Source organism: Streptomyces sp. NPDC107498, assembly GCF_055582805.1.
The window spans coordinates 13,882-40,866 of the sequence record NZ_JBVJPE010000015.1; the positions used below are offsets into that span (position 1 = coordinate 13,882).

General features: G+C 69.8%; 23 protein-coding genes and 1 tRNA gene. 9 read left to right on the forward strand and 15 right to left on the reverse strand.

Annotated features, from left to right (window positions below; genetic code table 11):
- Positions 1-121 precede the first annotated feature (121 nt).
- The 9 genes from ACZ66Z_RS24625 to dnaA form a co-directional block, all read right to left on the reverse strand.
- Positions 122-195 (reverse strand) — tRNA-Ile (locus ACZ66Z_RS24625).
- Positions 196-293: 98 nt separating this feature from the next.
- The gene (locus tag ACZ66Z_RS24630) at positions 294-869 is read right to left on the reverse strand and encodes a DUF3566 domain-containing protein (RefSeq protein ID WP_469937361.1); all 576 of its coding nucleotides are present in this window, start codon (positions 867-869) and stop codon (positions 294-296) included.
- A gap of 105 nt (positions 870-974) precedes the next feature.
- A complete protein-coding gene (gyrA, locus tag ACZ66Z_RS24635; RefSeq protein ID WP_469937363.1) occupies positions 975-3,566 on the reverse strand; it encodes a DNA gyrase subunit A in 2,592 nt (863 codons plus the stop codon).
- A 41-nt stretch (positions 3,567-3,607) separates the two neighbouring features.
- Positions 3,608-5,638: a DNA topoisomerase (ATP-hydrolyzing) subunit B gene (gene gyrB / locus ACZ66Z_RS24640; protein WP_469937365.1), complete on the reverse strand. Its 2,031-nt coding sequence runs from the start codon at positions 5,636-5,638 to the stop codon at positions 3,608-3,610.
- 344 nt (positions 5,639-5,982) lie between these two features.
- Positions 5,983-6,564 (reverse strand): DciA family protein, encoded by a 582-nt coding sequence (locus ACZ66Z_RS24645; protein ID WP_469937367.1) that lies wholly within the window; start codon positions 6,562-6,564, stop codon positions 5,983-5,985.
- The gene (gene recF / locus ACZ66Z_RS24650; protein ID WP_469937369.1) at positions 6,561-7,682 is read right to left on the reverse strand and encodes a DNA replication/repair protein RecF; all 1,122 of its coding nucleotides are present in this window, start codon (positions 7,680-7,682) and stop codon (positions 6,561-6,563) included. The genes ACZ66Z_RS24645 and recF overlap by 4 nt, the downstream gene beginning before the upstream one ends.
- A gap of 59 nt (positions 7,683-7,741) precedes the next feature.
- The gene (gene gnd / locus ACZ66Z_RS24655; protein ID WP_469937371.1) at positions 7,742-8,620 is read right to left on the reverse strand and encodes a phosphogluconate dehydrogenase (NAD(+)-dependent, decarboxylating); all 879 of its coding nucleotides are present in this window, start codon (positions 8,618-8,620) and stop codon (positions 7,742-7,744) included.
- Between the two features lie 110 nt (positions 8,621-8,730).
- A complete protein-coding gene (dnaN, locus tag ACZ66Z_RS24660) occupies positions 8,731-9,861 on the reverse strand; it encodes a DNA polymerase III subunit beta (RefSeq protein ID WP_041130169.1) in 1,131 nt (376 codons plus the stop codon).
- 897 nt (positions 9,862-10,758) lie between these two features.
- Complete coding sequence (dnaA, locus tag ACZ66Z_RS24665; protein ID WP_469937373.1) at positions 10,759-12,537, reverse strand: chromosomal replication initiator protein DnaA; 1,779 nt, start codon at positions 12,535-12,537, stop codon at positions 10,759-10,761.
- A 398-nt stretch (positions 12,538-12,935) separates the two neighbouring features.
- On the opposite strand from dnaA, the gene rpmH reads away from it, so the two are divergent.
- From rpmH to ACZ66Z_RS24710, 9 genes are all read left to right on the forward strand, one after another.
- Entirely contained in the window at positions 12,936-13,073 is a 138-nt protein-coding gene (gene rpmH / locus ACZ66Z_RS24670; RefSeq protein ID WP_007265229.1) for a 50S ribosomal protein L34, read from the forward strand.
- Positions 13,074-13,094: 21 nt separating this feature from the next.
- Entirely contained in the window at positions 13,095-13,466 is a 372-nt protein-coding gene (rnpA, locus tag ACZ66Z_RS24675) for a ribonuclease P protein component (protein WP_469937375.1), read from the forward strand.
- The gene (gene yidD / locus ACZ66Z_RS24680) at positions 13,463-13,789 is read left to right on the forward strand and encodes a membrane protein insertion efficiency factor YidD (RefSeq protein WP_030685785.1); all 327 of its coding nucleotides are present in this window, start codon (positions 13,463-13,465) and stop codon (positions 13,787-13,789) included. The genes rnpA and yidD overlap by 4 nt, the downstream gene beginning before the upstream one ends.
- A gap of 3 nt (positions 13,790-13,792) precedes the next feature.
- Positions 13,793-15,109, forward strand: coding sequence for a membrane protein insertase YidC (yidC, locus tag ACZ66Z_RS24685; RefSeq protein ID WP_469937377.1), 1,317 nt, complete (start codon positions 13,793-13,795; stop codon positions 15,107-15,109).
- Between the two features lie 29 nt (positions 15,110-15,138).
- On the forward strand, positions 15,139-15,651 hold the full coding sequence (locus tag ACZ66Z_RS24690) for a Jag family protein (protein ID WP_093875131.1): 513 nt from the start codon (positions 15,139-15,141) through the stop codon (positions 15,649-15,651).
- 118 nt (positions 15,652-15,769) lie between these two features.
- Entirely contained in the window at positions 15,770-16,486 is a 717-nt protein-coding gene (gene rsmG / locus ACZ66Z_RS24695; RefSeq protein WP_469937379.1) for a 16S rRNA (guanine(527)-N(7))-methyltransferase RsmG, read from the forward strand.
- Positions 16,487-16,722: 236 nt separating this feature from the next.
- Positions 16,723-17,799 (forward strand): ParA family protein, encoded by a 1,077-nt coding sequence (locus ACZ66Z_RS24700; protein WP_469937381.1) that lies wholly within the window; start codon positions 16,723-16,725, stop codon positions 17,797-17,799.
- The gene (locus tag ACZ66Z_RS24705) at positions 17,796-18,842 is read left to right on the forward strand and encodes a ParB/RepB/Spo0J family partition protein (protein WP_469937383.1); all 1,047 of its coding nucleotides are present in this window, start codon (positions 17,796-17,798) and stop codon (positions 18,840-18,842) included. Before ACZ66Z_RS24700 ends, ACZ66Z_RS24705 begins: the two co-directional genes overlap by 4 nt.
- A 162-nt stretch (positions 18,843-19,004) precedes the next feature.
- Positions 19,005-19,622 (forward strand): GNAT family N-acetyltransferase, encoded by a 618-nt coding sequence (locus ACZ66Z_RS24710; protein ID WP_469937385.1) that lies wholly within the window; start codon positions 19,005-19,007, stop codon positions 19,620-19,622.
- 67 nt (positions 19,623-19,689) lie between these two features.
- Here the strand turns inward: ACZ66Z_RS24710 and trxA are convergent, their stop codons facing one another.
- From trxA to murJ, 6 genes are all read right to left on the reverse strand, one after another.
- Positions 19,690-20,028, reverse strand: a complete 339-nt coding sequence (gene trxA / locus ACZ66Z_RS24715) for a thioredoxin (RefSeq protein ID WP_469937387.1) — start codon at positions 20,026-20,028, stop codon at positions 19,690-19,692.
- Between the two features lie 46 nt (positions 20,029-20,074).
- Positions 20,075-21,040, reverse strand: coding sequence for a thioredoxin-disulfide reductase (gene trxB, locus ACZ66Z_RS24720; protein WP_356902407.1), 966 nt, complete (start codon positions 21,038-21,040; stop codon positions 20,075-20,077).
- Between the two features lie 139 nt (positions 21,041-21,179).
- Positions 21,180-22,118: an anti-sigma factor gene (locus tag ACZ66Z_RS24725; protein WP_469937389.1), complete on the reverse strand. Its 939-nt coding sequence runs from the start codon at positions 22,116-22,118 to the stop codon at positions 21,180-21,182.
- Complete coding sequence (gene sigM, locus ACZ66Z_RS24730; RefSeq protein WP_469937391.1) at positions 22,115-22,816, reverse strand: RNA polymerase sigma factor SigM; 702 nt, start codon at positions 22,814-22,816, stop codon at positions 22,115-22,117. Before sigM ends, ACZ66Z_RS24725 begins: the two co-directional genes overlap by 4 nt.
- Before the next feature lie 25 nt (positions 22,817-22,841).
- A complete protein-coding gene (locus ACZ66Z_RS24735) occupies positions 22,842-24,533 on the reverse strand; it encodes a protein kinase family protein (protein ID WP_469937392.1) in 1,692 nt (563 codons plus the stop codon).
- Positions 24,534-24,650: 117 nt separating this feature from the next.
- Positions 24,651-26,957: a murein biosynthesis integral membrane protein MurJ gene (gene murJ, locus ACZ66Z_RS24740; RefSeq protein ID WP_469937394.1), complete on the reverse strand. Its 2,307-nt coding sequence runs from the start codon at positions 26,955-26,957 to the stop codon at positions 24,651-24,653.
- Positions 26,958-26,985: the final 28 nt, after the last annotated feature.

Consider the following 26,985-nt stretch of genomic DNA (forward strand, 5'->3'; position numbering starts at 1 on the left):
TAGGAGACTTCTGACGCCCACTCTACACATCGACCGATACCGATCGGTGACCTGTACGGGCTTCAAACCTCACACAAACGGATCGACCCGGATGGAGTACCATCCGGGTCGATCCGATCTGTGGGGCTAACAGGATTTGAACCTGTGGCCTCATCCTTATCAGGGATGCGCTCTAACCAACTGAGCTATAGCCCCGCCGCGCTTTGCGGTGTGTGTCCCGCGCGCTGACTCCTGAACATTAGCGCACGTGGGGGCCAGTCCCAAAATCGATGCCGGGACCGGCCCCACGCGGACTACTCGTCCTCCGCCAGCGTGAGCTCCACACCGCCCACGAAGCCGGCCGACAGGTTGTAGATGAAGGCGCCCAGCGTCGCGAGGGCGGTCATCAGCACCACGTCGATCACGGCGATCACCGAGGTGAACATCAGGACCCGCGGCAGCGACAGGAACGACTGCAGGTCGAAGCCGTTGGACTCGTTCGAGCCCGTGGCCTCGCTGATCGTGCCGCCGACCGTCGAGAAGACGCCCATGGCGTCCATGACCATCCACAGCACCGCGGCGGCCACGACCGTGCAGACGCCCAGCGCGATGGAGAGCAGGAAGCTCACCTTCATGACCGACCACGGGTCGGCCTTGGCCACCCGCAGCCGCGCCTTGCGCGTCCTGGGCGTCGTGCGCGCCCCGGTCCGCGGCCGGCGCACGGCCCCGGTCTGCCCGCCCTGCGTACCGCCCACGGGCGTGCCGCCCGCAGGAGTGCCGTACGCCTGCGGCGGGTGGTAGGGCCCGCTCGGCTGCCCCTGGGGGCGCTCGCCGGGCAGCGGCCCGTTGTAGCTCTCGTACGAGGGCTGCTGCCCCCGAGTGTCCGTCACCGCAACCCCCTGGGAGTCCGTGGCGGAACCACGGGCACCGTTCGCTCCAGCACCAGCAGAAGCTCCGGCAGCCGCCGATCCGGCGCCCGTGGCTCCACTCACGCTCTACTCCTCGTGCTCCCCGGTCGAGGGCTCCGTGCCCCCGACCGCCTCGACCTCGGCCGCCTCGACGGCGTCCTCGGCATCGTCGACGTCCTCGTCGTCGCCACCGGCCTCGGCGTTCCGTGCGATGCCGACGACGGCATCGCGCTTGCCCAGGTTGATCAGCTGGACGCCCATGGTGTCACGGCCGGTCTCCCTGACTTCATTGACTCGCGTACGAATCACACCGCCGGACAGCGTGATGGCGAGGATCTCGTCCGTCTCCTCGACCACCAGCGCGCCCACGAGCGAGCCGCGGTCCTCCACGATCTTGGCGGCCTTGATACCGAGGCCGCCACGGCCCTGGACGCGGTACTCGTCGACGGGGGTGCGCTTCGCGTACCCGCCGTCGGTCGCGGTGAAGACGAAAGTACCGGGCCGGACGACATTCATCGAGAGAAGCTCGTCGTCCTCGCGGAAACTCATCCCCTTGACGCCCGAGGTGGCGCGGCCCATCGGGCGCAGCGCGTCGTCCGTGGCGGTGAAGCGGATCGACTGCGCCTTCTTCGAGATGAGCAGCAGATCGTCGTCGGAGGAGACCAGCTCGGCGCCGATCAGCTCGTCGTCGCTGCCGTCCTCGCGCTCCCGCAGGTTGATCGCGATGACGCCGCCCGAGCGGGGCGAGTCGTAGTCCTTCAGCGCGGTCTTCTTCACCAGGCCGGCCTTGGTGCCGAGCACCAGGTACGGCGCGGCCTCGTAGTCGCGGATCGCCAGGATCTGGGCGATCTGCTCGTCCGGCTGGAAGGCCAGCAGGTTGGCCACGTGCTGGCCGCGCGCGTCGCGGCCGGCGTCCGGCAGCTCGTACGCCTTGACCCGGTAGACCCGGCCCTTGTTGGTGAAGAAGAGCAGCCAGTGGTGGGTGGTGGAGACGAAGAAGTGGTCGACGATGTCGTCCTGCTTCAGCTTCGTGCCGCGCACGCCCTTGCCGCCGCGCTTCTGCGAGCGGTAGTCCTCGGTCTTCGTCCGCTTCACGTAGCCGCCGCGCGTGATGGTGACGACGATGTCCTCCTCGGCGATCAGGTCCTCGATGGACATGTCACCGTCGAAGGGCACCAGCTTGGAGCGGCGGTCGTCGCCGAACCTGTCGACGAGCGCGGCCAGTTCCTCGCTGACGATCGCGCGCTGCTTCTCCGGCGAGGCCAGGATCCCGTTGTACTCGTCGATCTTCGCCTGGAGGTCGTCGTGCTCGGCGACGATCTTCTGGCGCTCCAGGGCGGCGAGCCGGCGGAGCTGCATCTCCAGGATCGCGTTGGCCTGGATCTCGTCGATCGAGAGCAGGTCCATCAGGCCCGTGCGGGCGACCTCGACCGTGTCGCTGCGGCGGATGAGCGCGATGACCTCGTCGATCGCGTCCAGGGCCTTGAGCAGGCCGCGCAGGATGTGGGCGCGCTCCTCGGCCTTGCGCAGCCGGAACCTGGTCCGGCGGACGATGACCTCGATCTGGTGCGTCACCCAGTGGCGGATGAACGCGTCGAGCGACAGGGTGCGCGGCACGCCGTCGACGAGCGCCAGCATGTTCGCGCCGAAGTTCGACTGGAGGTCGGTGTGCTTGTACAGGTTGTTGAGGACGACCTTGGCGACGGCGTCGCGCTTGAGCACGATCACCAGGCGCTGGCCGGTGCGGGACGAGGTCTCGTCGCGGACGTCGGCGATGCCGCCGATCTTGCCGTCCTTCACCAGGTCGGCGATCTTCTGCGCGAGGTTGTCCGGGTTGGTCTGGTAGGGCAGCTCCGTGACCACCAGGCACTGGCGGTTCTGGATCTCCTCGACCTCGACGACCGCGCGCATCGTGATCGAGCCGCGGCCGGTGCGGTACGCCTCCTCGATGCCCTTGCGGCCCACGACGAGCGCGCCGGTGGGGAAGTCCGGGCCCTTGATCCGCTCGATCAGCGCGTCGAGGAGCTCCTCGTGGGTGGCCTCAGGGTGCTCCAGGGCCCACTGGGCGCCGGCCGCGACCTCGCGCAGGTTGTGCGGCGGGATGTTGGTGGCCATGCCGACGGCGATGCCGGCGGAGCCGTTGACCAGCAGGTTCGGGAACCGGGCCGGGAGGACCGTCGGCTCCTGGTTGCGGCCGTCGTAGTTGTCCGTGAAGTCGACGGTCTCCTCGTCGATGTCGCGGAGCATCTCCATCGACAGCGGCGCCATCTTGCACTCGGTGTAGCGCATGGCGGCGGCCGGGTCGTTGCCCGGGGAGCCGAAGTTGCCGTTGGAGTCGACGAGCGGCAGGCGCATCGACCAGGGCTGGGCGAGGCGGACGAGCGCGTCGTAGATCGAGGAGTCGCCGTGCGGGTGGTACGTGCCCATGACGTCGCCGACGACGCGGGCGCACTTGTAGAAGCCCTTCTCGGGCCGGTAGCCGCCGTCGTACATCGCGTACAGCACGCGCCGGTGCACGGGCTTGAGGCCGTCCCGTACGTCGGGCAGCGCGCGGGACACGATGACGGACATCGCGTAGTCGAGGTACGAGCGCTGCATCTCGGTCTCGAGCCCGACGGGCTCGATCCGCAGCACGGGCTCCTGCTCTTCGGTGGTGCCGGAGGTGTTTTCGTCGGCCATTGCTGGTCGTCAGTCCTTTCGTACGGTCAGCTGAGACCGACTCAGATGTCGAGGAAGCGAACGTCCTTGGCGTTGCGCTGGATGAACGAGCGCCGTGCCTCGACGTCCTCGCCCATCAGCACCGAGAACAGGTCGTCCGCCTGGGCGGCGTCGTCCAGGGTGACCTGGCCGAGCACGCGGTGCTCGACGTCCATGGTGGTGACCCGCAGCTCCTCGGCGTTCATCTCGCCGAGACCCTTGAAGCGCTGGATCGAGTCCTCGCGGATCCGCTTGCCGTTCTGCTTGCCCAGCTCGACGAGCGCGTCCCGCTCCCGGTCCGAGTACGCGTACTCGAAGTCGTCCCGGCCCCACTTGATCTTGTAGAGCGGCGGGCGGGAGAGGTAGACGTGCCCGGCCTCGACCAGCGGCCGCATGAAGCGGAAGAGGAAGGTCAGCAGCAGGGTGTTGATGTGCTGGCCGTCGACGTCGGCGTCCGCCATCAGGATGATCTTGTGATAGCGGAGCTTCTCGATGTCGAAGTCCTCGTGCACACCGGTGCCGAAGGCGGAGATCAGCGCCTGGACCTCGGTGTTCTGCAGGATCTTGTCGATCCGGGCCTTCTCGACGTTCAGGATCTTGCCGCGGATCGGCAGGATGGCCTGGTACATCGGGTTGCGGCCGGACTTGGCCGAGCCGCCGGCGGAGTCGCCCTCGACGATGAAGATCTCGCACTTGGACGGGTCGTTCGACTGGCAGTCGGACAGCTTGCCCGGCAGCGACGCCGACTCCAGGAGGCCCTTGCGGCGGGTCAGGTCGCGCGCCTTGCGCGCGGCCACGCGCGCGGTGGCGGCCTGGATCGACTTGCGGATGATGTCCGCGGCCTCGATCGGGTTGCGGTCCAGCCAGTCGTTGAGGTGCTCGTAGACCGCCTTCTGGACGAAGGTCTTGACCTCCGTGTTGCCCAGCTTGGTCTTGGTCTGGCCCTCGAACTGCGGCTCGCTCAGCTTGACCGAGATGATCGCCGTCAGACCCTCGCGGATGTCGTCGCCCGTGAGGTTGTCGTCCTTCTCGCGGAGCAGCTTCTTGTCGCGCGCGTACTTGTTGATCAGCGAGGTCAGCGCCGCGCGGAAGCCCTCCTCGTGCGTGCCGCCCTCGTGGGTGTGGATGATGTTGGCGAAGGAGTACACGCCCTCGCTGTAGCCGCTGTTCCACTGCATCGCGACCTCGAGGGACAGGCTCTTGTCCTTGTCCTCGGCGTCGAGGTCGATCACGGTGGGGTGGATCAGCTCGCCCTTGCGCGAGTTGAGGTACTTCACGAAGTCGACGATGCCGCCCTCGTAGTGGTACCTGACCGTGCGCGCGGACGGCTCGGCGGCGGCCTCGGCGTCCGGGTCGTCGGCGCCGACGGTCGCCTTCGCGGACTCGCGCTCGTCGGTGAGCGTGATCGTCAGGCCCTTGTTGAGGAAGGCCATCTCCTGGAAGCGGCGCGAGAGCGTCTCGAAGGAGTACTCGGTCGTCTCGAAGATGTCCGGGTCGGCCCAGAAGGTGACCGAGGTGCCCGTCTCGTCGGTCGCCTCGTGCTGCGCCAGGGGCGCGGTCGGAGCGCCCATCTTGTAGTCCTGCGTCCAGCGGTGGCCGTCCGTCCTGATCTCGACGGAGACCTTCGTGGACAGGGCGTTCACGACGGACACGCCGACACCGTGCAGACCGCCGGAGACGGCGTAGCCGCCACCGCCGAACTTGCCGCCCGCGTGGAGCACGGTCAGGACGACCTCGACGGCCGGCTTGCCCTCGGAGGCCACGATGCCCACGGGGATGCCACGACCGTTGTCGACGACGCGCACGGCGCCGTCGGCCAGGATCGTCACGTCGATGGTGTCGGCGTGGCCGGCCAGGGCTTCGTCGACCGAGTTGTCGACGACCTCCTGCACCATGTGGTGCAGACCGCGCTCGCCGGTCGATCCGATGTACATGCCGGGGCGCTTGCGCACCGCATCCAGGCCCTCGAGGACCTGAATGTTGCTGGCGGTGTACTGGTTGTTCTCGTTGGGGTTGCCGGAATCGGCCACGAAGCGCCCTTTCTGGCACAGCACAGGCCGTTCTCCGGGCATACGGGAGCGGCTGCGTCGTTCGACATGTTCCGCAGGGTGGCGGGATTGTCTCCCAGTCTACCGGTAGCGCCGACAGTCATGGGGGTTTGCCGGTACCTGAATGCGCATGTGCCGCCCTGGGCGGGAGCGAGACGACTCCCCATATCCGGATAGGGGCTCCAGAGGCCACAGACGGCCACCTAGCGCTTCGAGTGGTGACCGGTTGTGGGCAAGCGGTCCGCCCCGTCGCGGGCCCGTGTCCCGCAAGGGCGGAACGGGTGGGCGCGACGCCGCCCGCGGGGGCCCTTCGCCCGGGCCCGCACCGCTCGCGCCCCGCCCCGCGCGGGTTACCCGTAGGTGTCTCCGGGCCCGACGCTGCCCGGCGCCCGCAGCGGCCCGTACCCCCGTCGGGGCGCCCCCGGCCCCAGCACCTTGATCATCCGCACGGTTCCGTGCCCCAGGTCCTCGTTCAGCCGCGCGACCAGCCGCGGCGCGAGGAGTCGCAGCTGCGTCGCCCACGCCGTCGAGTCGCACTGCACCGTCAGCACCCGCGCGTCCGGCTCGTCGTCGAACTTCAGCGGTACGCAGTGCTTCGCCAGGTCCTCGCCGACGATCTGCGGCCAGCGGCCCATGACCCCGCCGACCGCCGCCGGGGTCTCCCAGCCCCGCTCGGTGATCAGCCGGTTGATCGCGGCGCCGAGCGCCATCGGATCGCGCCCGTCGGCGCGCGCGCCGGAGCGCAGCCCGCCCCCGCGCCGGGCCTGCTTCTTCTGCGCCGCCGCCGCGCCCCGCGCCCTCGCCTGTTCCTTGGCGGCGCGCAGCGCGACCCGCGCGAGGTCGACGCCCGAGGGTTCGGGCGCGGCTGAACCGATGGGGCCGCCGGGGCCGGGCGGCCCTTCCAGGGGCTGCTGTCCGCTCGTCCCCGTCATGCCCGCTCCACCGCCCCGCCGGACACGGCGTACCGGGCGCCCGCGAGCACGCCCGGCACGTCGTCGTCGACCGCCGCCGTGACGAGCACCTGCTCGCCCGGTGCCACCAGCTCCGCGAGCCGCTCGCGCCGCCGCGCGTCCAGCTCGGCGAAGACGTCGTCGAGGACGAGGACCGGTTCGTTGCCCTCGGCGCGCAGCAGGTCGTACGAGGCGAGGCGGAGCGCCAGCGCGTACGACCAGGACTCGCCGTGGCTCGCGTACCCCTTCGCGGGGAGGTCGCCGAGCTTCAGGAGCAGCTCGTCCCGGTGGGGCCCGACGAGCGTGACGCCCCGCTCGATCTCCTGCTTGCGGACCTCGGCGAGGGCGGCGAGCAGCTGCTCGTACAGCGCCTCGCGGGTGTGCCCGGGGCCGGGGGCGGAGGGGCGGTACTCCAGCAGAATCGGTCCGCCGCCGGGCGCGAGCTGCTCGTACGCCTTGTCGGCGAGCGGCTGCAGTACGGCGATCAGGTCGAGCCGCTGGGCGAGCAGCTCGGCGCCCGCCCCGGCCAGGTGCTGGTCCCACACGTCCAGGGTGGACAGGTCCATGCCCCGGCCGCCGTGCCGCCGGGCCATCGCCGCCGACTTCAGGAGCGTGTTGCGCTGCTTGAGCACGCGCTCGTAGTCGGCGCGCACGCCCCCCATGCGCGGCGTGCGCGCGGTGATCAGCTCGTCGAGGAAGCGCCGGCGCTCGCCGGGGTCGCCCTTGATCAGGGCGAGGTCCTCGGGGGCGAACAGCACGGTCCGGACGATCCCCAGCACATCGCGCGGCCTGACCTGCGAGGACCTGTTGATGCGGGCGCGGTTGGCGCGGCCCGGGTTGAGCTCCAGCTCGATCAGCTGGGAGCGCTCGCCCTGGGTGACGGCGGCCCGGACGATCGCGCGCTCCGCCCCCATCCGGACGAGCGGGGCGTCGGAGGCGACGCGGTGGCTGCCGAGGGTCGCGAGGTAGCCGACGGCCTCGACCAGATTGGTCTTGCCCTGGCCGTTCGCGCCCACGAAAGCGGTGACGCCCGGGTCGAGCGGGACCTCGACCCGGGCGTAGGAGCGGAAGTCGGCCAGCGAGAGATGCGTGACGTGCATGGTGGGCGCCGACCTTCTTCCCCCGGCGGCTGTGCACCGCGGGGTGCACAGCCTGTGGATTACTTCTTCGTCTCGACCGCGTGGCCACCGAACTGGTTGCGCAGCGCGGCGATCATCTTCATCTGCGGGGAGTCGTCCTGACGGGAGGCGAACCGCGCGAACAGCGACGCGGTGATCGCCGGCAGCGGGACGGCGTTGTCGATGGCGGCCTCGACCGTCCACCGGCCCTCGCCGGAGTCCGACGCGTAGCCCCGCAGCTCGTCCAGGTGCTCGTCCTCGTCCAGCGCGTTCACCGCGAGGTCGAGCAGCCAGGAGCGGATGACCGTGCCCTCCTGCCAGGAGCGGAAGACCTCGCGCACGTCGGTGACGGAGTCGACCTTCTCCAGGAGCTCCCAGCCCTCGGCGTAGGCCTGCATCATCGCGTACTCGATGCCGTTGTGGACCATCTTCGCGAAGTGGCCGGCGCCGACCTTGCCCGCGTGGACCGAGCCGAACTCGCCCTCGGGCTTCAGCGCGTCGAAGATCGGCTGGACCTTCGCCACGTGCTCGGCGTCGCCGCCATACATCAGCGCGTAGCCGTTCTCCAGGCCCCAGACGCCACCGGAGACGCCGCAGTCGACGAAACCGATGCCCTTGGCGGCGAGCTCCTCGGCGTGCTTCTCGTCGTCGGTCCAGCGCGAGTTCCCGCCGTCCACGACGATGTCGCCGGGGGAGAGCAGCTCGGCCAGCTCGTCGATGGTGGACTGGGTCGCGGCACCGGCCGGGACCATGACCCACACGACGCGCGGACCCTTGAGCTTGCCCACAAGCTCTTCGAGGCTGTGGACATCGGCGAGGTCCGGGTTGCGGTCGTATCCGATGACGGTGTGGCCTGCGCGGCGGATGCGCTCGCGCATGTTGCCGCCCATCTTGCCGAGACCGACGAGACCGAGCTCCATCAGAGATTCCTTAAGCGTCGTGTGCGGTTTACCCGGGTCCGAGCCTACGCCCGGACCCGGGTGCACACCTGTGGGGTCAGCCGCTCAGGCGACGCCCCCCGGGGAGGGCGTCAGCCGGAGAGCCGCACCGGCATGATCAGGTACTTGTAGGCCTCGTCCGCCTCCGCGTCGAGTGCGGGCTTGCCGCTCAGCAGCGCCGGCTTCGTGGAGGTCGTGAAGGAGAGCTGGGCGACCGGGGAGTCGATCGCGCTCAGGCCGTCCAGCAGGAAGGTCGGGTTGAAGGCGATCGAGATGTCGTCGCCGTCCAGCTGCGCGTCCACGCGCTCCACAGCCTGTGCGTCGTCGCTGGAGCCGGCCTCCAGGATCAGCACGCCCTGCTCGAAGCTCAGCCGGACCGGGGTGTTGCGCTCGGCCACCAGGGCCACGCGCTTCACGGCCTCCACGAAGGGAGCGGTCTCGATCACCGCGACCGAGTTGAACTCGGTGGGGAAGAGCGTCCGGTACTTCGGGAGGTCGCCCTCCAGGAGGCGGGTGGTGGTGCGGCGGCCCGCGCCCTCGAAGCCGATGAGGCCCTCGCCCTTGCCGGAGCCCGAGAGCGCCAGGGTCACCGTGTCGCCGCTGGTGAGCGCCTTGGCGGTGTCCAGGAGGGTCTTCGCGGGCACCAGGGCGACCGCGGAGGCGTCCGGGGACTCCGGCTTCCACAGGAACTCGCGGACCGCGAAGCGGTAGCGGTCGGTGGAGGCCAGGGTGACCGTGTCGCCCTCGATCTCGATGCGCACGCCGGTGAGGACGGGCAGCGTGTCGTCACGGCCGGCGGCGATGGCCACCTGCGCGGCGGCGGAGGCGAAGACCTCACCGGGGACGGTGCCGGTCGCGGTGGGCATCTCCGGCAGTGCCGGGTACTCCTCCACAGGCAGGGTGTGGAGGGTGAAGCGGGAGGAGCCGCAGACCACGGTCGCCCGTACACCGTCTGTGGAAATCTCCACGGGGCGGTTGGGAAGGGCGCGGCAGATGTCGGCGAGCAGCCGGCCGGAGACGAGGACGGTGCCGTCCTCCTCCACCTCGGCCTCGACCGAGACCCGCGCCGAGACCTCGTAGTCGAAGCTCGAGAAGCTCAGGGCGCCGTCCTCGGCCTTCAGGAGAAGGCCCGCGAGCACGGGCGCCGGCGGACGGGCCGGAAGGCTGCGGGCCACCCAGGCCACCGCCTCCGCGAGTACATCGCGCTCCACCCGGATCTTCACCGGAACCGCCTCCTGCTGTTGCTGGCTCTTCGTCGACTGCGGGAACCAGTCTGACGCACGCCACCGACACTCGGTGCTGCTCGGGGTCAAGTCGGGACGAGGGCGCGACGGAGCTCCGGCGCCGAGTTGTGCACAGGCCCCACTTCGAAGCGAATTCCGGGCTAACTCTATGTGGGAGTAGTAGTAGGGCCTGTGGAAACCGTGGATAACGTCGTTTCCCCAGGTCAAGCCCAGTTTTTTGTCCACCGACCCTGTGGGTGGAACCCGTGGACAACCGGGGGTATCTGTGGACACTCGAAAGTTCTGCACAGCCGGTACACAGGCCACGGGGAGTTCTCCCCAGCGCTGTCCCCAGCTTTCCCCAGGTTCCCCACAGCCCAAACGTCTCCCTCGGTGTGACCGCTTTCACTCGTCTCAGTGAGTAGGCGTGTTTCGTTGCCGAACAGTGGACAGCGGTGTGGAGAAGCTGTGGGCAACCGACTCCTCCCTGTGGGCACCCGGTGGACAACCTTCGAGACGCCCTGTGGACGGAGGATTCATCCACAGCCTGTGGAAATCGTTTGCCAACAATTCCACAGGGACCTGAGCTGCGGTGATGGCCTGTCACCAGGCAGCCCTGTGGACACAATCCGGATAACTTGGCGGTCCCCACCCTGTGGACGGGAGATCATCCCGCAATCTGTGGAGAACCTGCCACCGGAACGCGGTAATCGAACGGGCCGGGGACGGCTGGGGGGCCGGGAGGGCGTCGGAAGAGACTCCCGGGGACGGCGAAGGGCGCCCCGGGAGGTGTCCCGGGGCGCCCTGGAGAGGTCGCAGGGTCGCAGGAGGCCCGTGCGAAGAGGCCGTGCAGGGGGCCCGTGCAGACCCGTGCAGAGAAGTCCTGGAGGCCTGGCGTCAGCCGTTCTTGATGCGGTTGGTGAGCTCGGTGACCTGGTTGTAGATGGAGCGCCGCTCCGCCATCAGGGCGCGGATCTTCCGGTCCGCGTGCATCACCGTCGTGTGGTCGCGGCCGCCGAACTGCGCGCCGATCTTCGGCAGCGACAGGTCCGTGAGCTCGCGGCACAGGTACATGGCGATCTGTCGGGCCGTCACCAGGACGCGGCTGCGCGAGGATCCGCAGAGGTCCTCCACCGTCAGCCCGAAGTAGTCGGCCGTGGCCGCCATGATCGCGGGAGCCGTGATCTCCGGCGAGCTGTCCTCACCGCCGGGGATCAGGTCCTTGAGGACGATCTCGGTGAGTCCGAGGTCCACCGGCTGCCGGTTGAGGCTCGCGAAGGCCGTCACCCGGATCAGCGCGCCCTCCAGCTCACGGATGTTCCGCGAGATCCGGGACGCGATGAACTCCAGCACCTCCGGCGGGGCGTTGAGCTGCTCCTGCACCGCCTTCTTGCGGAGGATCGCGATGCGCGTCTCCAGCTCCGGCGGCTGCACGTCGGTGGTGAGGCCCCACTCGAAGCGGTTGCGGAGCCGGTCCTCCAGGGTGACCAGCTGCTTGGGCGGCCGGTCCGAGGAGAGAACGATCTGCTTGTTCGCGTTGTGCAGGGTGTTGAAGGTGTGGAAGAACTCCTCCTGCGTCGACTCCTTGCTCGCCAGGAACTGGATGTCGTCGACGAGCAGGATGTCCACATCGCGGTAGCGCTTGCGGAAGGCGTCGCCCTTGCCGTCGCGGATCGAGTTGATGAACTCGTTGGTGAACTCCTCGGAGCTCACGTAGCGCACGCGCGTGCCCGGGTAGAGGCTCCGCGCGTAGTGCCCGATCGCGTGCAGCAGGTGGGTCTTGCCGAGGCCCGACTCCCCGTAGATGAAGAGCGGGTTGTACGCCTTCGCCGGCGCCTCGGCCACCGCGACGGCGGCCGCGTGCGCGAACCGGTTCGAGGAACCGATGACGAACGTGTCGAAGAGGTACTTGGGGTTCAGCCGCGCGTGCTGCTCACCCGGTGCGCCGGCGCCCTGCCCGGAGGACGGGGAGCCGTGGCCGCCCCCCGGCACACCGCCCTGCCCGGGGACCGGACCGCCGGGGCGGGGGCCGGGGCGCGGGCCGTGGTTCTGCGGCTCGGGCAGCTCGGCGCGCTCGGGCCGCTGCTGCTCGTAGCCGCGGGCGGGCTCGTCGTAGCGGGTCTGCCGGGGCTGCTCCGGACCGGTGTACGGGGCGCGCTCCTGGTAGCCGCCGAGCCGCGGCTGCTGCCAGGAGAGGTCCTCCTGGGTGCGCGGCCAGGCGCCGGGGTCGGGCCGCTGCTGCTGGTAGTCCGGGTAGGCGGGGCGTGCGGTGGGCAGCCCGTCGTCGGGCATCGGCCGATGGCCGTAACCCTCGTACTTCTCGTACGGCTCGGGCTGCACGCGCTCGTCGTAGCGGGGCTGCTGCGACTGCTGCACCGGGGGCGCCGGCGGAGTCGGCTCGCCGACGGAGTCGTCGACGGTGATCGCGATCCGGATCGGCCGGCCGCACTCACGGCTCAGGGTCTCGCTGATCAGCGGGGCGAGCCGGCCCTCCAGGACCCGCTTGCCCCACTCGTTGGGGACGGCGAGCAGGGCCGTGTCCGCGACCAGGGCGAGCGGCTGGCAGCGCTCGATCCACTGTTTGTCCTTGGGCTCGATTCCCTGCTGGCCGTCGGCCAGGAGCTGCTCGAGGACGCGTGGCCACACTGCGGCAAGATCGGCAGGTACGTCAGCCACAGGGCACGCTTTCTCGAAGGTCCCACGATGGTGTGGTTCGCGGGGACGGTGGGTCGAAGTCCGTGAGGATGGGTCCGTCGAGGACAGGTGAGGACAGAACGGAATAAAGATTGTGGAGGTCGTCCACGGTAGTCGGGGCGGATGACGCGGTTCAAGTTGTTGTCCACAGCCTGTGCACAATGGGGGGTGGCGACAGGTCGGTTTGACCGGATGGCGTAGCCGCGCGTACCGTAACCAGGTCGAGTTGTCGATGGCTGCTGCCGCCTGCCTCCGATGGGCAAAGATCACGGTCAGTGATCGTGTAGCGGTGCACTCGGGCGTATTGCGAGCTACTCGTGGGCGCACGGTGACAGCCAGGCGATGTCCCGCCATCTACGAATCATTTCTGGAGCCCCCGAGTGAGCAAGCGCACCTTCCAGCCGAACAACCGTCGTCGCGCGAAGACCCACGGCTTCCGCCTGCGAATGCGTACGCGTGCCGGTCGCGCCATCCTGGCGAACCGCCGTTCCAAGGGTCGCTCGGCGCTGTCCGCCTGATCCACTTAAACAGGTCATGACGTGCTGCCTACCGAGAATCGGCTGAGGCGGCGCGAGGACTTCGCAACCGCGGTACGCCGAGGTCGCCGGGCCGGTCGCCCGCTCCTCGTCGTCCACCTACGCAGCGGTGCAACGGACCCGCACGCGCCTGGGGAGAGCGCTCCCCCGACGCGTGCGGGTTTCGTCGTGAGCAAGGCCGTGGGTGGTGCGGTCGTACGCAACCAGGTGAAGCGACGCCTGCGCCATCTCGTCCGCGACCGCGTCGCCATGCTGCCCCCCGGTAGCCTGGTGGTCGTACGGGCGTTGCCCGGAGCCGGTGACGCCGATCACGCACAGCTGGCCCGAGACCTGGACGCCGCTCTCCAGCGGCTGCTGGGAGGGGGCACGCGATGAAGTACCCGCTGCTGGCTCTCATCAAGCTGTACCAGTGGACGATCAGCCCTCTTCTGGGCCCCGTCTGCCGGTACTACCCGTCGTGTTCCCACTACGGATTCACGGCCATCGACCGGCATGGCGCGATCAAGGGCACGGCCCTGACCGCCTGGCGCCTCCTGCGGTGCAACCCGTGGTCGCCCGGCGGCGTGGACCACGTCCCCCCGCGCAAGCGTCCCCGCTGGCACGAGATGCTGCGGAACGCGCTGCGCGGTGACAAGGGCGGGTCCCCCACCGAGACGAGCCCGGCCGCCGAGACCTCGCCCAATGCTCAAGGAGCCTGATTAGTGGACACGATTGCCAGTCTGTTCAGCTTCATCACCTGGCCCGTTTCCTGGGTCATCGTCCAGTTCCACAAGGTGTACGGGGCGGTCTTCGGTCCCGACACGGGCTGGGCCTGGGGCCTGTCCATCGTGTCCCTCGTGGTGCTGATCCGTATCTGTCTGATCCCGCTGTTCGTCAAGCAGATCAAGTCGACGCGGAACATGCAGGCGCTCCAGCCGAAGATGAAGGCGATCCAGGAGCGCTACAAGAGCGACAAGCAGCGTCAGTCCGAAGAGATGATGAAGCTGTACAAGGAGACGGGCACCAACCCGCTCTCCTCGTGCCTTCCCATCCTGGCGCAGTCCCCGTTCTTCTTCGCCCTGTACCACGTGCTCTCCGCGATCGCCTCGGGCAAGGAGATCGGCGTCATCGACGGCCCGCTGCTCGCCAGCGCCCGTCAGGCCCACATCTTCGGTGCCCCGCTCGCCGCGAAGTTCACGGACTCCGCCGCTGAGGTCGCCGCCCTCGACGCCTCGATCACGTCGGTTCGCATCGTCACCGCCGTCATGATCGTGATGATGTCGGCCTCGCAGTTCTTCACCCAGCGCCAGCTGATGATGAAGAACGTCGACCTCTCGGTGAAGACCCCGTACATGCAGCAGCAGAAGATGCTCATGTACATCTTCCCGCTGATCTTCGCCGGCATGGGCATCAACTTCCCCGTCGGTGTCCTCATCTACTGGCTGACCACGAACGTGTGGACCATGGGCCAGCAGATGTACGTGATCAACCAGAACCCGACCCCGGGCAGCAAGGCCCAGGACGCCTACCTCCAGCGCCTGCTGAAGAGCATCACGCACGGCGGTGAGGTCAAGGGTCGTCGCCGGAAGAACGTCGTCAAGGTCATCGTCGCCAAGGGCAGCGACCGCAACGAGAACGAGCGCCGCTTCTTCGTGGGCCTGTCCAAAGCCGGCTTCGCCGCCCAGGCGGACGGCACCGTGATCAAGAGCGACACGATCGTGGCCGAGGCGGAGGGCGGTGCCGCCGCCAGGCGCCAGCAGCCCAAGCGCCAGACCAAGGCCCAGCGCCAGGCCTCCGTGGCTCCGCAGCCCGTGGTGAAGGACTCCGAGGAAGGCTCCGAGCCGGCCGCCGAAGAGGCGACCACCTCGCTCGAGAAGAAGCCCCGGGATCCGGCCGTCACCGAGGCCAAGGCCGAGACGCAGGGCGACAAGCCCCAGCGTGGAAGCCGTGCCAGCTCCGGCGGCTCCCGTCAGGGCAAGTCCGGTCAGGGCCAGCGCAAGGGCCAGCAGCGGCCCAAGCACCCCTCCTCCAAGAAGTAAGCCTCCCAGAAGCAAGAAGGAGTCCATCCGTGACGGAAGGCACCACCTCCGCCGCCGCCGAGGGTGGCGACACCCTGACCCGCCTGGAGCAGGAGGGCGAGATCGCGGCCGACTACCTCGAGGGCCTGCTCGACATCGCCGACCTCGACGGCGACATCGACATGGACGTCGAGGCGGACCGGGCCGCGGTCTCGATCATCAGCGACTCCAGCAGCCGCGACCTGCAGAAGCTCGTGGGCCGTGACGGCGAGGTCCTGGAGGCGCTCCAGGAGCTGACGCGCCTTGCCGTGCACCGCGAGACCGGTGACCGCAGCCGTCTGATGCTCGACATCGCCGGCTTCCGGGCCAAGAAGCGCTCCGAGCTCGCCGAGCTGGGTGCCAAGGCCGCGGCCGAGGTGAAGTCCACCGGTCAGCCGGTCAAGCTGGACCCGATGACGCCGTTCGAGCGCAAGGTCGTGCACGACGCGATCGCCGCCGCCGGCCTGCGCAGCGAGTCCGAGGGCGAGGAGCCGCAGCGCTTCGTCGTTGTGCTCCCGGCCTGACCCCTCACGTAGTGTCGGCCCCGTCTGTTCGCAGGCGGGGCCGATCTTTGTCAGCCTTGATAGTCAGCCACCACAGTGCGCTCGCACGCGAGGCGTGCGGTACGGAAGGACGGTTCCCGTGACGGAGGCAGCGGAGCTCCCCGAGGCGCCGGAGCAGGCGCGGACAGTCTTCGGCGAGTACTTCCCGGAGGCCGTGCGGTACGCGGAGCTGCTCGCGGACGCGGGTGTGAAGCGGGGCCTGATCGGCCCGCGCGAGGTCCCGCGTCTCTGGGAGCGTCATCTGCTGAACTGCGCCGTCCTCTCGGAGGTCGTCCCCGAGGGCGTCACCGTCTGCGACGTGGGCTCGGGCGCCGGCCTGCCCGGCATTCCCCTGGCTCTGGTCCGGCCCGATCTGAAGATCACGCTCCTGGAGCCCCTCCTGCGCAGGACGAACTTCCTCCAGGAGGTCGTCGAGCTGCTCGGTCTCGACCACGTGACCGTGGCGCGGGGGCGCGCGGAGGAGATGCTCGGCAAGATCACGCCCGTGCACGTGGTGACCGCCCGCGCCGTGGCACCGCTCGACCGACTGGCCGGCTGGGGCGTCCCCCTGCTGCGCCCGTACGGAGAGATGCTGGCGCTCAAGGGTGACACCGCGCAGGAGGAGATCGACGGCGCTCGCGCCGCGCTCTCCCGGCTCGGTGTGGTGGAGACCTCGGTGCTTCAGGTGGGTGAGGGGATCGTCGACCCGTTGTCCACGGTCGTGCGGGTGGAGGTCGGCGAGAGCCCCGGCGGTGTGCGGTTCGCGGCCAAGCGGGCCAAGGCCGCCCGGACGAGCAAGACCCGTCGGCGCCGCTGAGCGTCGCATACGTACCATTTCGGAGTGTCGAACGGTCCCGGCCGGGCGGCGGCGGCATGGTGTTTCACGTGAAACGTCGCTCACTGCTGCAGGGGATCATCAGCCGCGGTCGCGCGGCTGCCACGCCCCGGGACCGTAGGCCCCGTGTGAAGCCACCCGTGAGGGTTACGGAGTTGTCCACAGAGGTGGATTCACCCACAGAACCACCGACCTCGCTGGTTCGTGACCCCGAAAGCATGGCAGGCTCTCCTCATCGCGAGCCTGAAGCCGAGGAGAGTGAATCCTTGCGGTCCGACGCCAACATCGCGGGACCGATGACCGATCCGGTCCCCGGTCCCCGAACCGAATCGGTGGGGGAGGATGTTTCACGTGAAACACCGCCCCCGATGGACGACACCCCCATCGGTCGTGCTGCCCAGCTGGCAGTAGAGGCGCTGGGCCGTGCCGGTGAGGGACTTCCCCGCCCGGCCCACACCCGTGTGATGGTGGTCGCCAACCAGAAGGGCGGCGTGGGCAAGACGACCACGACGGTCAATCTTGCCGCCTCCCTGGCGCTGCACGGTGCTCGCGTCCTGGTCATCGACCTGGACCCGCAGGGCAACGCTTCGACGGCACTCGGCATCGACCACCACGCCGAGGTCCCTTCGATCTACGACGTCCTGGTGGACAGCAAGCCGCTCTCCGATGTGGTGCAGCCGGTCATGGACGTCGAGGGTCTGTTCTGCGCCCCGGCCACCATCGACCTCGCCGGCGCGGAGATCGAGCTGGTGTCCCTGGTGGCGCGTGAGAGCCGTCTGCAGCGGGCGATCCAGGCCTATGAGCAGCCGCTGGACTACATCCTGATCGACTGCCCGCCCTCGCTCGGTCTCCTCACGGTCAACGCCATGGTGGCGGGCGCCGAGGTGCTGATCCCGATCCAGTGCGAGTACTACGCGCTGGAGGGCCTCGGACAGCTCCTGCGGAACGTCGACCTGGTGCGAGGCCACCTCAACCCGGCGCTCCACGTCTCGACGATCCTGCTCACCATGTACGACGGCAGGACGAGGCTCGCCTCCCAGGTCGCCGACGAGGTGCGCAGTCACTTCGCCGAGGAGGTGCTGCGGACCAGCATTCCGAGGTCCGTCCGCATCTCGGAGGCGCCGAGCTACGGGCAGACGGTCCTCACCTACGACCCGGGTTCCAGCGGCGCCCTGTCGTATCTCGAAGCGGCTCGTGAGATCGCCCTGCGGGGGGCCGCCGTGCACTACGACCCGCAGCACGCCCATGTAGGGCACCAGAGCAACCAGCGCAGCATGTCGGAGGGGATCCAGTGAGTGAGCGACGTAGGGGATTGGGGCGTGGGCTCGGTGCGCTGATCCCCGCTGCTCCCCAGGAACGACAGGTCGAGCGCGGGGTGGCCGCAGCGAAGCTGGCGACGCTGCCGCGGAGCCCGCAGGCTCCGGAGTCGGACCCGACGTGGAACGAACCCGAGCCGTCGGCCCTCCCTGAGCCTCCGGCAGGGGCCTACTTCACCGAGCTGCCGATCGACGCGATCGTGCCCAACCGGCACCAGCCGCGTGAGGTCTTCGACGAGGACGCGCTGGCGGAGCTCGTCACCTCCATCAAGGAGGTCGGCCTGCTCCAGCCCGTGGTCGTGCGCAAGGTCGAGGCCGACCGCTACGAGCTCGTCATGGGCGAGCGCCGTCTGCGGGCTTCGACGACGGCGGGTCTTGAGCGGATCCCGGCGATCGTCCGGGACACCGAAGACGAGAAGATGCTCCTGGACGCGCTCCTGGAGAACCTTCACCGGGCCCAGCTGAACGCGATCGAGGAGGCCCACGCCTACGAGCAGCTGCTCAAGGACTTCGGCTGCACCCACGACCAGCTCGCGGAGCGGATCGGGCGGTCCCGCCCGCAGATCTCCAACACGCTGCGTCTGCTGCGGCTCTCCCTGCCGGTGCAGCGCCGGGTCGCCGCCGGAGTGCTCTCCGCCGGACACGCGCGGGCCCTGCTCGGTGTCGAGGACCCGGAGTCCCAGGACAAGCTGGCGTACCGGATCGTCTCCGAAGGCCTCTCGGTGCGCAGTGTCGAGGAGATCGTGAGCCTCATGGGCTCCGAGGAGCCCGCGTCCGCGGTCAAGCCGAGGGGGCCGCGTGCCGGTGCCCGGGTCTCGCCCGCGCTGACGGACCTCGCCACCCGGCTCTCGGACCGCTTCGAGACCCGCGTGAAGGTCGACCTGGGGCAGAAGAAGGGCAAGATCGTCGTCGAGTTCGCCTCGATGGACGATCTGGAGCGGATCCTCTCGACCCTGGCTCCCGGCGAGGGCCGGGTCCTGAGCCGTACGAACACCGAACAGGACGTCGAGGGCGAGGGCTGATCCCCTCCCTGCCCACCGAGCTTGCTCAGGACGGGCCGCGCTCCGGTCTTCACCGGAGCGCGGCCCGTCCTTTGCCTGTGCGCGGTATCGCCTCGATCGCCCGATCGATACGATTCCGAGAGGCGTATCCGTGCTCGATGGCGAGGGAAACGAGGAGCAGCCGTGGGGCGTCGGCTCGTACCGCTCACCCTGGACAACCTTCCGGATCTCCCCAAGCGGTGTCGCTCCTGCGTCTTCTGGGAGCTCGACCCGGTCAGCGGTGAGGCGGCGGTGAAGGCGGGGCACCCGGAGCTGGAGAAGGAGTCCTGGATCTCGGGCGTTCTCCTGGAATGGGGTTCCTGCGGCCGGGTGGTCTACGTCGACGAGGTGCCCGTCGGTTACGTCCTCTACGCTCCCCCGGCTTATGTGCCGCGTTCGACGGCCTTTCCGACGAGTCCCGTGGCGGCGGACGCCGTCCAGCTGATGACGGCGTGGATCATGCCGGGTTATCAGGGGCAGGGCCTGGGCCGGGTGATGGTGCAGACCGTGGCCAAGGACGTGATGAGACGCGGCTTCAAGGCGATCGAGGCGTTCGGCGACGCCCGGTGGAAGGAGCCGGCCTGTGTGTTGCCGGCCGAGCATCTCCTTGCGGTGGGTTTCAAGACCGTCCGTCCGCACCATGCCTTCCCGCGGCTGAGGCTGGAGCTCAGGACGACGCTCTCCTGGAAGGAGGACGTCGAGATGGCCCTGGACCGTTTGCTCGGCGCCGTACAGAAGGAGCCCGCCCTGCGGCCCCTCTAGCTCGGAGGACGAGAACGGCCCGCCCCCGGCAAGGAGCGGGCCGTTCCACGTGAAACACGCAGGCGTGTCAGGCCTTGGTCGTGTCGAGGAAGGGGTCCAGGTCGCGCAGGATGGCGGCCTTCGGCTTGGCGCCGACGATGGTCTTCACGACCTCGCTGCCCTGGTAGACGTTGAGCGTCGGGATGGACATGACGCCGTACTTGGCAGCCGTGTTCGGGTTCTGGTCGATGTTGAGCTTCACGATCTCGATCTCGTCGTGCTCGGCCGCGATGGCCTCCAGCGACGGGGCGATCTGGCGGCACGGGCCGCACCACTCGGCCCAGAAGTCCACCAGGACGGGCTTCTCGCTCTTGAGGACGACCTCGTCGAAGTCGGCGTCTGTCACGTTCCTGAGGGTGCCGGCCACGGCGCTCTCCTTTGTTTCTCGGGGTAGGGGGAGGGAAGGCGGGGCGTCAGACCGCGGGGGTCTCGGCCAGCTTCTCGCTGTCGGCGAGGGCGGCCAGGAAGCGCTCGGCGTCGAGCGCGGCGGAGCAGCCGGTGCCGGCGGCAGTGATGGCCTGACGGTAGGTGTGGTCGACGACGTCACCGGCGCCGAAGACACCCGTGAGGTTCGTACGCGTCGACGGGGCGGCGACCTTGAGGTAGCCCTCCTCGTCCAGGTCCAGCTGGCCCTTGAAGAGCTCGGTCCGCGGGTCGTGGCCGACGGCGATGAAGAGACCGGTGACGGGGAGCGCGCGGGTCTCGCCGGTCTTCGTGTCACGCAGGGTCAGACCGCTGAGCTTCTGCTCGCCGTGGATCTCGGTGACCTCGCTGTCCCAGGCGAACGAGATCTTCGGGTCGGCGAAGGCACGCTCCTGCATGGCCTTGGAGGCGCGCAGGGTGTCCCGGCGGTGGACGATCGTGACGGACTTGGCGAAGCGCGAGAGGAAGGTGGCCTCCTCGATCGCGGTGTCGCCGCCGCCGACGACGGCGATGTCCTGGTCCTTGAAGAAGAACCCGTCGCAGGTGGCGCACCAGGAGACACCGCGGCCGGAGAGCGCGTCCTCGTTGGGGAGGCCGAGCTTGCGGTGCTGGGAGCCGGTGGTGACGATCACGGCCTTCGCGCGGTGCACGGTGCCGGCGGTGTCGGTGACGGTCTTGATGTCACCCGTCAGGTCCACGGCGATGACATCGTCCGGAACCAGCTCGGCGCCGAAGCGCTCCGCCTGGGCCCGCATGTTGTCCATCAGGTCCGGGCCCATGATGCCGTCACGGAAACCGGGGAAGTTCTCGACCTCGGTGGTGTTCATGAGGGCGCCACCGGCGGTGACGGCACCTTCGAAGACCAGGGGCTTCAGCGACGCTCGGGCCGTGTAGAGCGCGGCGGTGTAACCCGCGGGACCGGAGCCGATGATGATCACATTACGGACGTCGCTCACGGGTTTCTTCCTCGTCTCTGCAGACTGTCACTGCCTACGGGGGCGGTTGTCTCGGTCGCTCTCACCCCACCCAACGGATCCTAAGGGGCGTGCATTCCCGAGACCGCCGCATGGCGCCGTGACCGGACGGGAAGAGAGGTCAGGAGCGAGGGTACGTCCTGCTGAGGAGGAGGTCGGCGGCCGGGCTTCCGCTCTCCGTGGGCCGTGCCGCGCAGGAGGCGTCGAGCACATAGGCCTGGACCCGCGTGCTGTCCGCGGGATCCGTCAGGACGAGCAGATAGGCGGGTGTTCCCCGGTATTCGCCCTGCTCGTAGCCGAGCACGCCGTCGCTGCGGCCTGTGCCTGCCAGGACACAGGCGGGGACGGTGGTGCCCCTGCTGCGTTGGGGCGTGTCGCCACCGGACTCGGCGGACATGGACTCGGGCCCGATCCCCTGGGGGGTCTTGGGCGCGCGGTTCTCGGTGAGGAGGGCGTGGACGCGGTCCTCGACGGGCGCGCCGGAGAAGGGACTGAGAGCGGCTCCCGCGACGGTGGCGGCCTTCTTGGTGTCCTGGGCCGTGCTGCCGGCGGTCAGGTTGCCCGCCTGGCTGAGGTACAGGCTCGTTCCGAGCACCACGGCTCCGAACGCGGCTCCGATCGTGGAGAGCAGCGCGATCCGGCGGCGGCGGGGCTTCCCGGGGCGCCCGGGGCCGGTGCCGGCCCGGGGACGTCCGGCGGGGCGGTCCACGACCGGGGTAGGCGGCGAGGGAGGAGCGGTTTCGGCCGAGGAACGCGATGTTTCACGTGAAACAGGGGTGTCGCGTTCCGGGGAGGTGGCGTCGAGGAGGGCTTCGGCGGCCAGGGCGGCGTCGATCCGCCCGGCGATCTCGGCGGGCATGCGGGGCGGTCCCGGCAGGGTGCCGAGCAGGCCCCGGATCTCCTCCAGGGAGGACCGTACGTCGGCGCAGAGGGGACAGCCGTCCACGTGCCGCCGTACGGCCGCCGAACGGGTCGGCGAGAGCAGCCCCTCGGTCAGATCGGAGATCTCCGAGACGTCCGGGTGCTGTGTGGTGTCGGCCCTGCCGGCCGTGGAAGTCACGTGCGCCCACCTCCGCCCTTCACAGCAGCTGGATCTGTCGGTCCGGTGTCCGTCGGCCCCGGCACCGGTGGGACGGATGTCCCCGGCGTCCGGTTCCTTCCCCCTTCGGCGGCCTCGTTACCCACGGTGTCGGCGCGCAGATGAGTGACCATCGGAAGGAGGCGTGCCCGCCCGCGTGCGCAGCGGCTCTTCACGGTTCCGGTGGGGACGCCGAGGATACGGGCCGCCTCGGCGACGGGGTATCCCTGCATGTCGACCAGGACGAGGGCGGCCCGCTGGTCCGGAGGAAGCGTGGCGAGCGCGGCCAGCAGCTCCCGGTGGAGGTCCTGGCGCTCGGCCGGGGCCTCGGCGGACTCGTGGGGTTCGAGGAGCTGCTCGAACCGGTCGGTGTCGTCGACGGACGAGGTCTTGCGGGAGGCGGCCTTGCGGGCACGGTCGAGGCAGGCGTTCACCGTGATGCGGTGGAGCCAGGTCGTGACGGCCGACTGGCCCCGGAAGGTGTGGGCGGCCCGGAAGGCGGAGATCAGGGCGTCCTGGACGGCGTCGGCGGCCTCCTCGCGGTCGCCGAGCGTCCGCACCGCGACCGCCCACAGACGGTCACGGTGGCGGCGGACCAGCTCACCGAAGGCGTCGGGGTCACCGGCGACATGACGGGCCAGGAGTTCCTGGTCGTCCACGGCCTCTATCGGACGGTCCAACGGTGAGCCCCCTCCCCTGTGGTCGTCAGCTCATGACCTTGACTTCGGTCAGCTGGCCGCGGAACTCGCCGTCCGTGAGGGGCAGCTCCGTCAGCCAGACCAGAACGTAGCGGGTCGTGGCCGGCTTGATGAGCTTCACCTTCATGTCGCTGCCCGTTTTGGACGCCTGAGTGGTGAATCCTTCTGCCGTGGACGGCGCCGAGGAGGCATCGGCGGGCGCCGTGCGGATCTCCACCGAGGTGGATCCGACGAACGACAGGTCGACCGAGCCGACCTTCTGGGCCGAGCCCAGGTCGAGCACGACCCCGACGCCGCTCTTCAGATTGCCGAACTTCTCGGTGGTGTAGTTCTTGGTGTGCCAGAAGGTGCTCGGATCACCGTCGAAGGCGTTCGCCACGGTCTCCGGGTACTCCTCGCCGTTGCCCCCGGGGGGCGGGTCGAAGTCCTGGGCGGACGAGATGGCGATCGGCTTCGACGGCGCGGGCTTGTCGTCGGCCGACGGGTGCACTATCGGCGTCTCGTCCTTGCCCTCCGGTGCGAGCAGCCGGTCCGCGATCTGCCAGCTGCCGAGGCCGAGCGCGGCGATCAGCAGCGCCGAGACGGCCCACTTCAGCGCCTTGCCCGTACGGCTCTCCAGCGGGGCCGGAGGGACGACGATCGGCTGGGGGACCGGGGGACGCGGCTGGGGGCGTCCGTAGGTGCCCTGCTGGTACGTCGTGTGCTGGTATTCGGGCGGGGCGGTGAACTCCGGCTCCGGCGGCCTGACGCGGGGCATCGCCGCCACGGCCTTGGCCAGCTCGTCCGGGGTGGTGCAGGGCGGTTCCTGGCGCGAGGCGGTGGCCCCGTCGTTCGCCAGGGCGCGCATGGCGATCTCCGAGAGGCCGCGGTGGACGCCCGCCCGCACCTGGTCGGGCGGGAGCAGGCCGACGCCCTTGGGGAGGCCGGAGAGGCCGTGGGCGTCGTTCTCGTACGGCCAGCGCTGGGTGAGCGCGGCGTACAGCAGGGCGCCGATGGCCTCGGTGTCGCTGCGCTGCGGACGCTCGGCGGTGATGCCGCGCAGGGCGGCGTTCACGGCCAGGCCGCGGATCCGGTACTGGCCGGTGGAGCTGCGCAGCACCGCGCTCGGGGTGAGTCGGAGGTGGGCGAGGCCCTCGCGGTGGGCGGCGGCCATGGCCTGGGAGACCTGGCTGACGAGCTGGTACGCGTCGTGGGGCTCCAGGGGGCCGGTCGCGAGCAGCGCGGTCAGCTCGGTGGAGTCGGGCAGCCACTCGTGCACGACGTACACGAGGTCGTTCTCCTCGACGGCGTCGAGGACCTGGACGAACCGGGGGTCGCCGAGGAGGGCCGAGGAGCGGGCCGCGGCCAGGACCGACCGGGCCCGGGGGTGGTCGGCCGGCAACAGGTGGACCCCGACCGCGCGGCGCAGCTTCTCGTCGACGGCGCGCCAGCTGCTGAACCCGTCCAGACGGGTGACGCACTCCTCCAGCCGGTAGCGCCTGGCCAGCTTGTGACCGCTGTGCAGTTCGGGTGCCGTGATGAGGGGCTGTTCGCCGCCCTGTCGTTCGACCGCCTTGTTCTCCGTGGCCTCGGCGGACTTCTCCGCCGTCTTCTGGTCTTCCGCCACCCCGTCGGTCGCGGCCGTGTCCGCCTTGGCGGTCAGCGGGTCGTCACCGCTGTTGTCGGCCACGTCGACGGCAGCCGTGCTACGTTCCGCCACCGTCGTTCCTGCCTCCCCATCCATTGCGCCACATCCAACAGCCAAGCCAATTGTGCCCACAGTCGGACGCTATGCACGACACGCGGCCCCCGCCGATGGTTGTGCGGGACCTGCGGTTCAGCGTCCCAGACGTCCGCGGACCATACCGACCAGGCTGTTGAGCTCCGCGATCCGCATGCGCTTCGCCGCGACGAAGAAGACGCCGAGGAGCACCGCTCCGCCGACCACGAGGGCGGCGAGCGAGCCCAGGGCGCCCTCGCCCAGGAGCTTCAGCAGACCGAAACCGACGGCGCCGGCGACGATCGCGGCGGGCACGGAGGCCATGCAGAGCCGTGCGTAGGTCCGCAGCACGTGGGTGCCGTCCAGGTCGCCGCCCAGGCGCTTGCTGAGCCGGCGCCACGCGATGCCGACGCCGACGGCGTAGGCGAGCCCGTACGAGGCGGCCATGCCGACGACCGCCCACTGGGCGGGCAGGACGACGTAGCAGATCGCCGAGGCGGCCGCGTTGACCGCGGCGACGATCACCGTGTTGTAGAAGGGCGTCCGGGTGTCCTCGTAGGCGTAGAAGCCGCGGAGCACGACGTACTGCACGGAGTAGGGGATCAGGCCGAGGCCGAAGGCCATCAGGATGAAGCCCATGCCCTGGGCCGCCTCGATGCCGCTGGAGGCGTAGAGCAGGGTGCACATCGGGACACCGAGCGCCAGGAAGGCGAAGGAGACCGGGACGATCGCGACGGCCGAGTTCCGCAGGCCCTGCGAGATGTCGTCGCGGACGGCGCCGGGGTCGTCGTCGTGGGCGGCGCGGGAGATCCGCGGCAGCAGCGCGGCCATGACGGAGACCGTGATGATGGCCTGCGGCATGCCCCAGATCAGCTGGGCGTTGGAGTAGGCGAGGAAGCCCGCGCCGTTCTTCCCGGACTCCTCGCCGGCGGCGGTGGCGAGCTGGGTGACGACCAGGACGCCCGCCTGGTTGGCGAGGACGAAGAGGACGGTCCACTTGGCCAGCTTGACCGTCTTGCCGAGCCCGTGGCCCTTCCAGTCGAAGCGGGGACGGAAACGGAAGCCCGTCTCGCGCAGGTACGGGATCATCGCCAGGGCCTGGACGACGAGGCCGAGCAGGGTGCCGATGCCGAGCAGGCGGATGCCCTCGTCCGGAATGGTCTGCACGCCCATGTGGGACTCGGCGGAGGTGCCGTAGACCCAGATGAACAGGCCGAAGGTGACGATCATGACGATGTTGTTGAGGACCGGGGTCCACATCATCGCGCCGAACTTGCCGCGGGCGTTGAGGATCTGGCCCATCACCACGTGCACGCCCATGAAGAAGATCGTGGGCAGGCAGTAGCGGGCGAAGGTCACCGCCACGCTGTTGGCGGCGGCGTCGTCGGCGATGGTGTTCGACATCAGCCGGATCAGCAGTGGCGCCGCGAAGACGGCCAGGGCCACGATGAGGCCGAGCGCCACCATGACCAGGGTGAGCAGACGGTTGGCGTAGGCCTCGCCGCCGTCCTCGTCGTTCTTCATCGAGCGGACGAGCTGGGGGACGAAGACCGAGTTGAGGCCGCCGCCGACGGTGAGGATGTAGATCATCGTCGGCAGGGTGTAGGCGATGGTGAAGGTGTCGCCGAGCAGGGCCGCGCCGAGCGCGCCGGTGATCACCAGGCTGCGGACGAAGCCGGTCAACCGGGAGACCAGGGTGCCGGCCGCCATCACCGCGCTCGACTTCAGCAGTCCGGAGGCACGGCCGGACTTCTTGGGGGCGGGCGCGGGCAGGGGGTCCGGCTCCGGAGTGGGCGTGGGCACCTGGCCCGGCGCCTGCTGGTCCCGGTAGAGGTGCGCGAACGCGTCCGGCTCGGGCGCCTCCTCACCGGCCCGGGTCACCAGGTCGTCGACCCCGGTGAACTGGACCGTGCGCGCGTCGTCGCCGTACGGCAGGTGGCGCGAGGGCCCGTCCGGCTCGGGCGCCGGCGTCTGCGCCCACACCCGGGGGTCGGGGGCGTGCTGCGGCGCGGCGGGCTGCTGGTAGAGCGCGTGCGGGTCCTGGTAGGTGCCGGGCGGGGGCGGCGGGTGCGCGGCGCGGTCGTAGAGCGCCTCGGTCACCGGGTCCTGCGCGGACATGTCCTGCGCCCGGTAGGGGTCGTGGGCGTAGGCGTCCTGGACGTAGGGGTCCTGGGCGTACAGGTCCTGGCCCTGCGGGTCCTGCGCGTCGGAGCCCCGGCCGTGAGGGTTCTGTGCGTAGGGGCCCTGGCCCTGGGGGTTCTGTGCGTAGGGGGCCTGGCCCTGCGGGTTCTGCGTGTAGGGATCCTGGCCCTGCGGGGGCGGGACCGGCGGGTGGCCGGCACCGGGAGGCACCGCGGGCGTCCCACCGGACGGCGCGGGACCGTCCGCGCCCTGGCCGCGGTCACCGTCGTACGGCGCGTTCATGGATTACCCCACCTCATCGTCCCCGGCC

Excerpts from the sequence above, each read along its gene's own strand:
- ACZ66Z_RS24700 (WP_469937381.1), top strand. The coding sequence starts at position 16,723 with ATGGCAGGCTCTCCTCATCGCGAGCCTGAAGCCGAGGAGAGTGAATCC.
- ACZ66Z_RS24645 (WP_469937367.1), bottom strand. The coding sequence starts at position 6,564 with ATGACGGGGACGAGCGGACAGCAGCCCCTGGAAGGGCCGCCCGGCCCC.
- gyrA (WP_469937363.1), bottom strand. The coding sequence starts at position 3,566 with ATGGCCGACGAAAACACCTCCGGCACCACCGAAGAGCAGGAGCCCGTG.
- murJ (WP_469937394.1), bottom strand. The coding sequence starts at position 26,957 with ATGAACGCGCCGTACGACGGTGACCGCGGCCAGGGCGCGGACGGTCCC.
- yidD (WP_030685785.1), top strand. The coding sequence starts at position 13,463 with ATGAAGTACCCGCTGCTGGCTCTCATCAAGCTGTACCAGTGGACGATC.
- gnd (WP_469937371.1), bottom strand. The coding sequence starts at position 8,620 with ATGGAGCTCGGTCTCGTCGGTCTCGGCAAGATGGGCGGCAACATGCGC.
- recF (WP_469937369.1), bottom strand. The coding sequence starts at position 7,682 with ATGCACGTCACGCATCTCTCGCTGGCCGACTTCCGCTCCTACGCCCGG.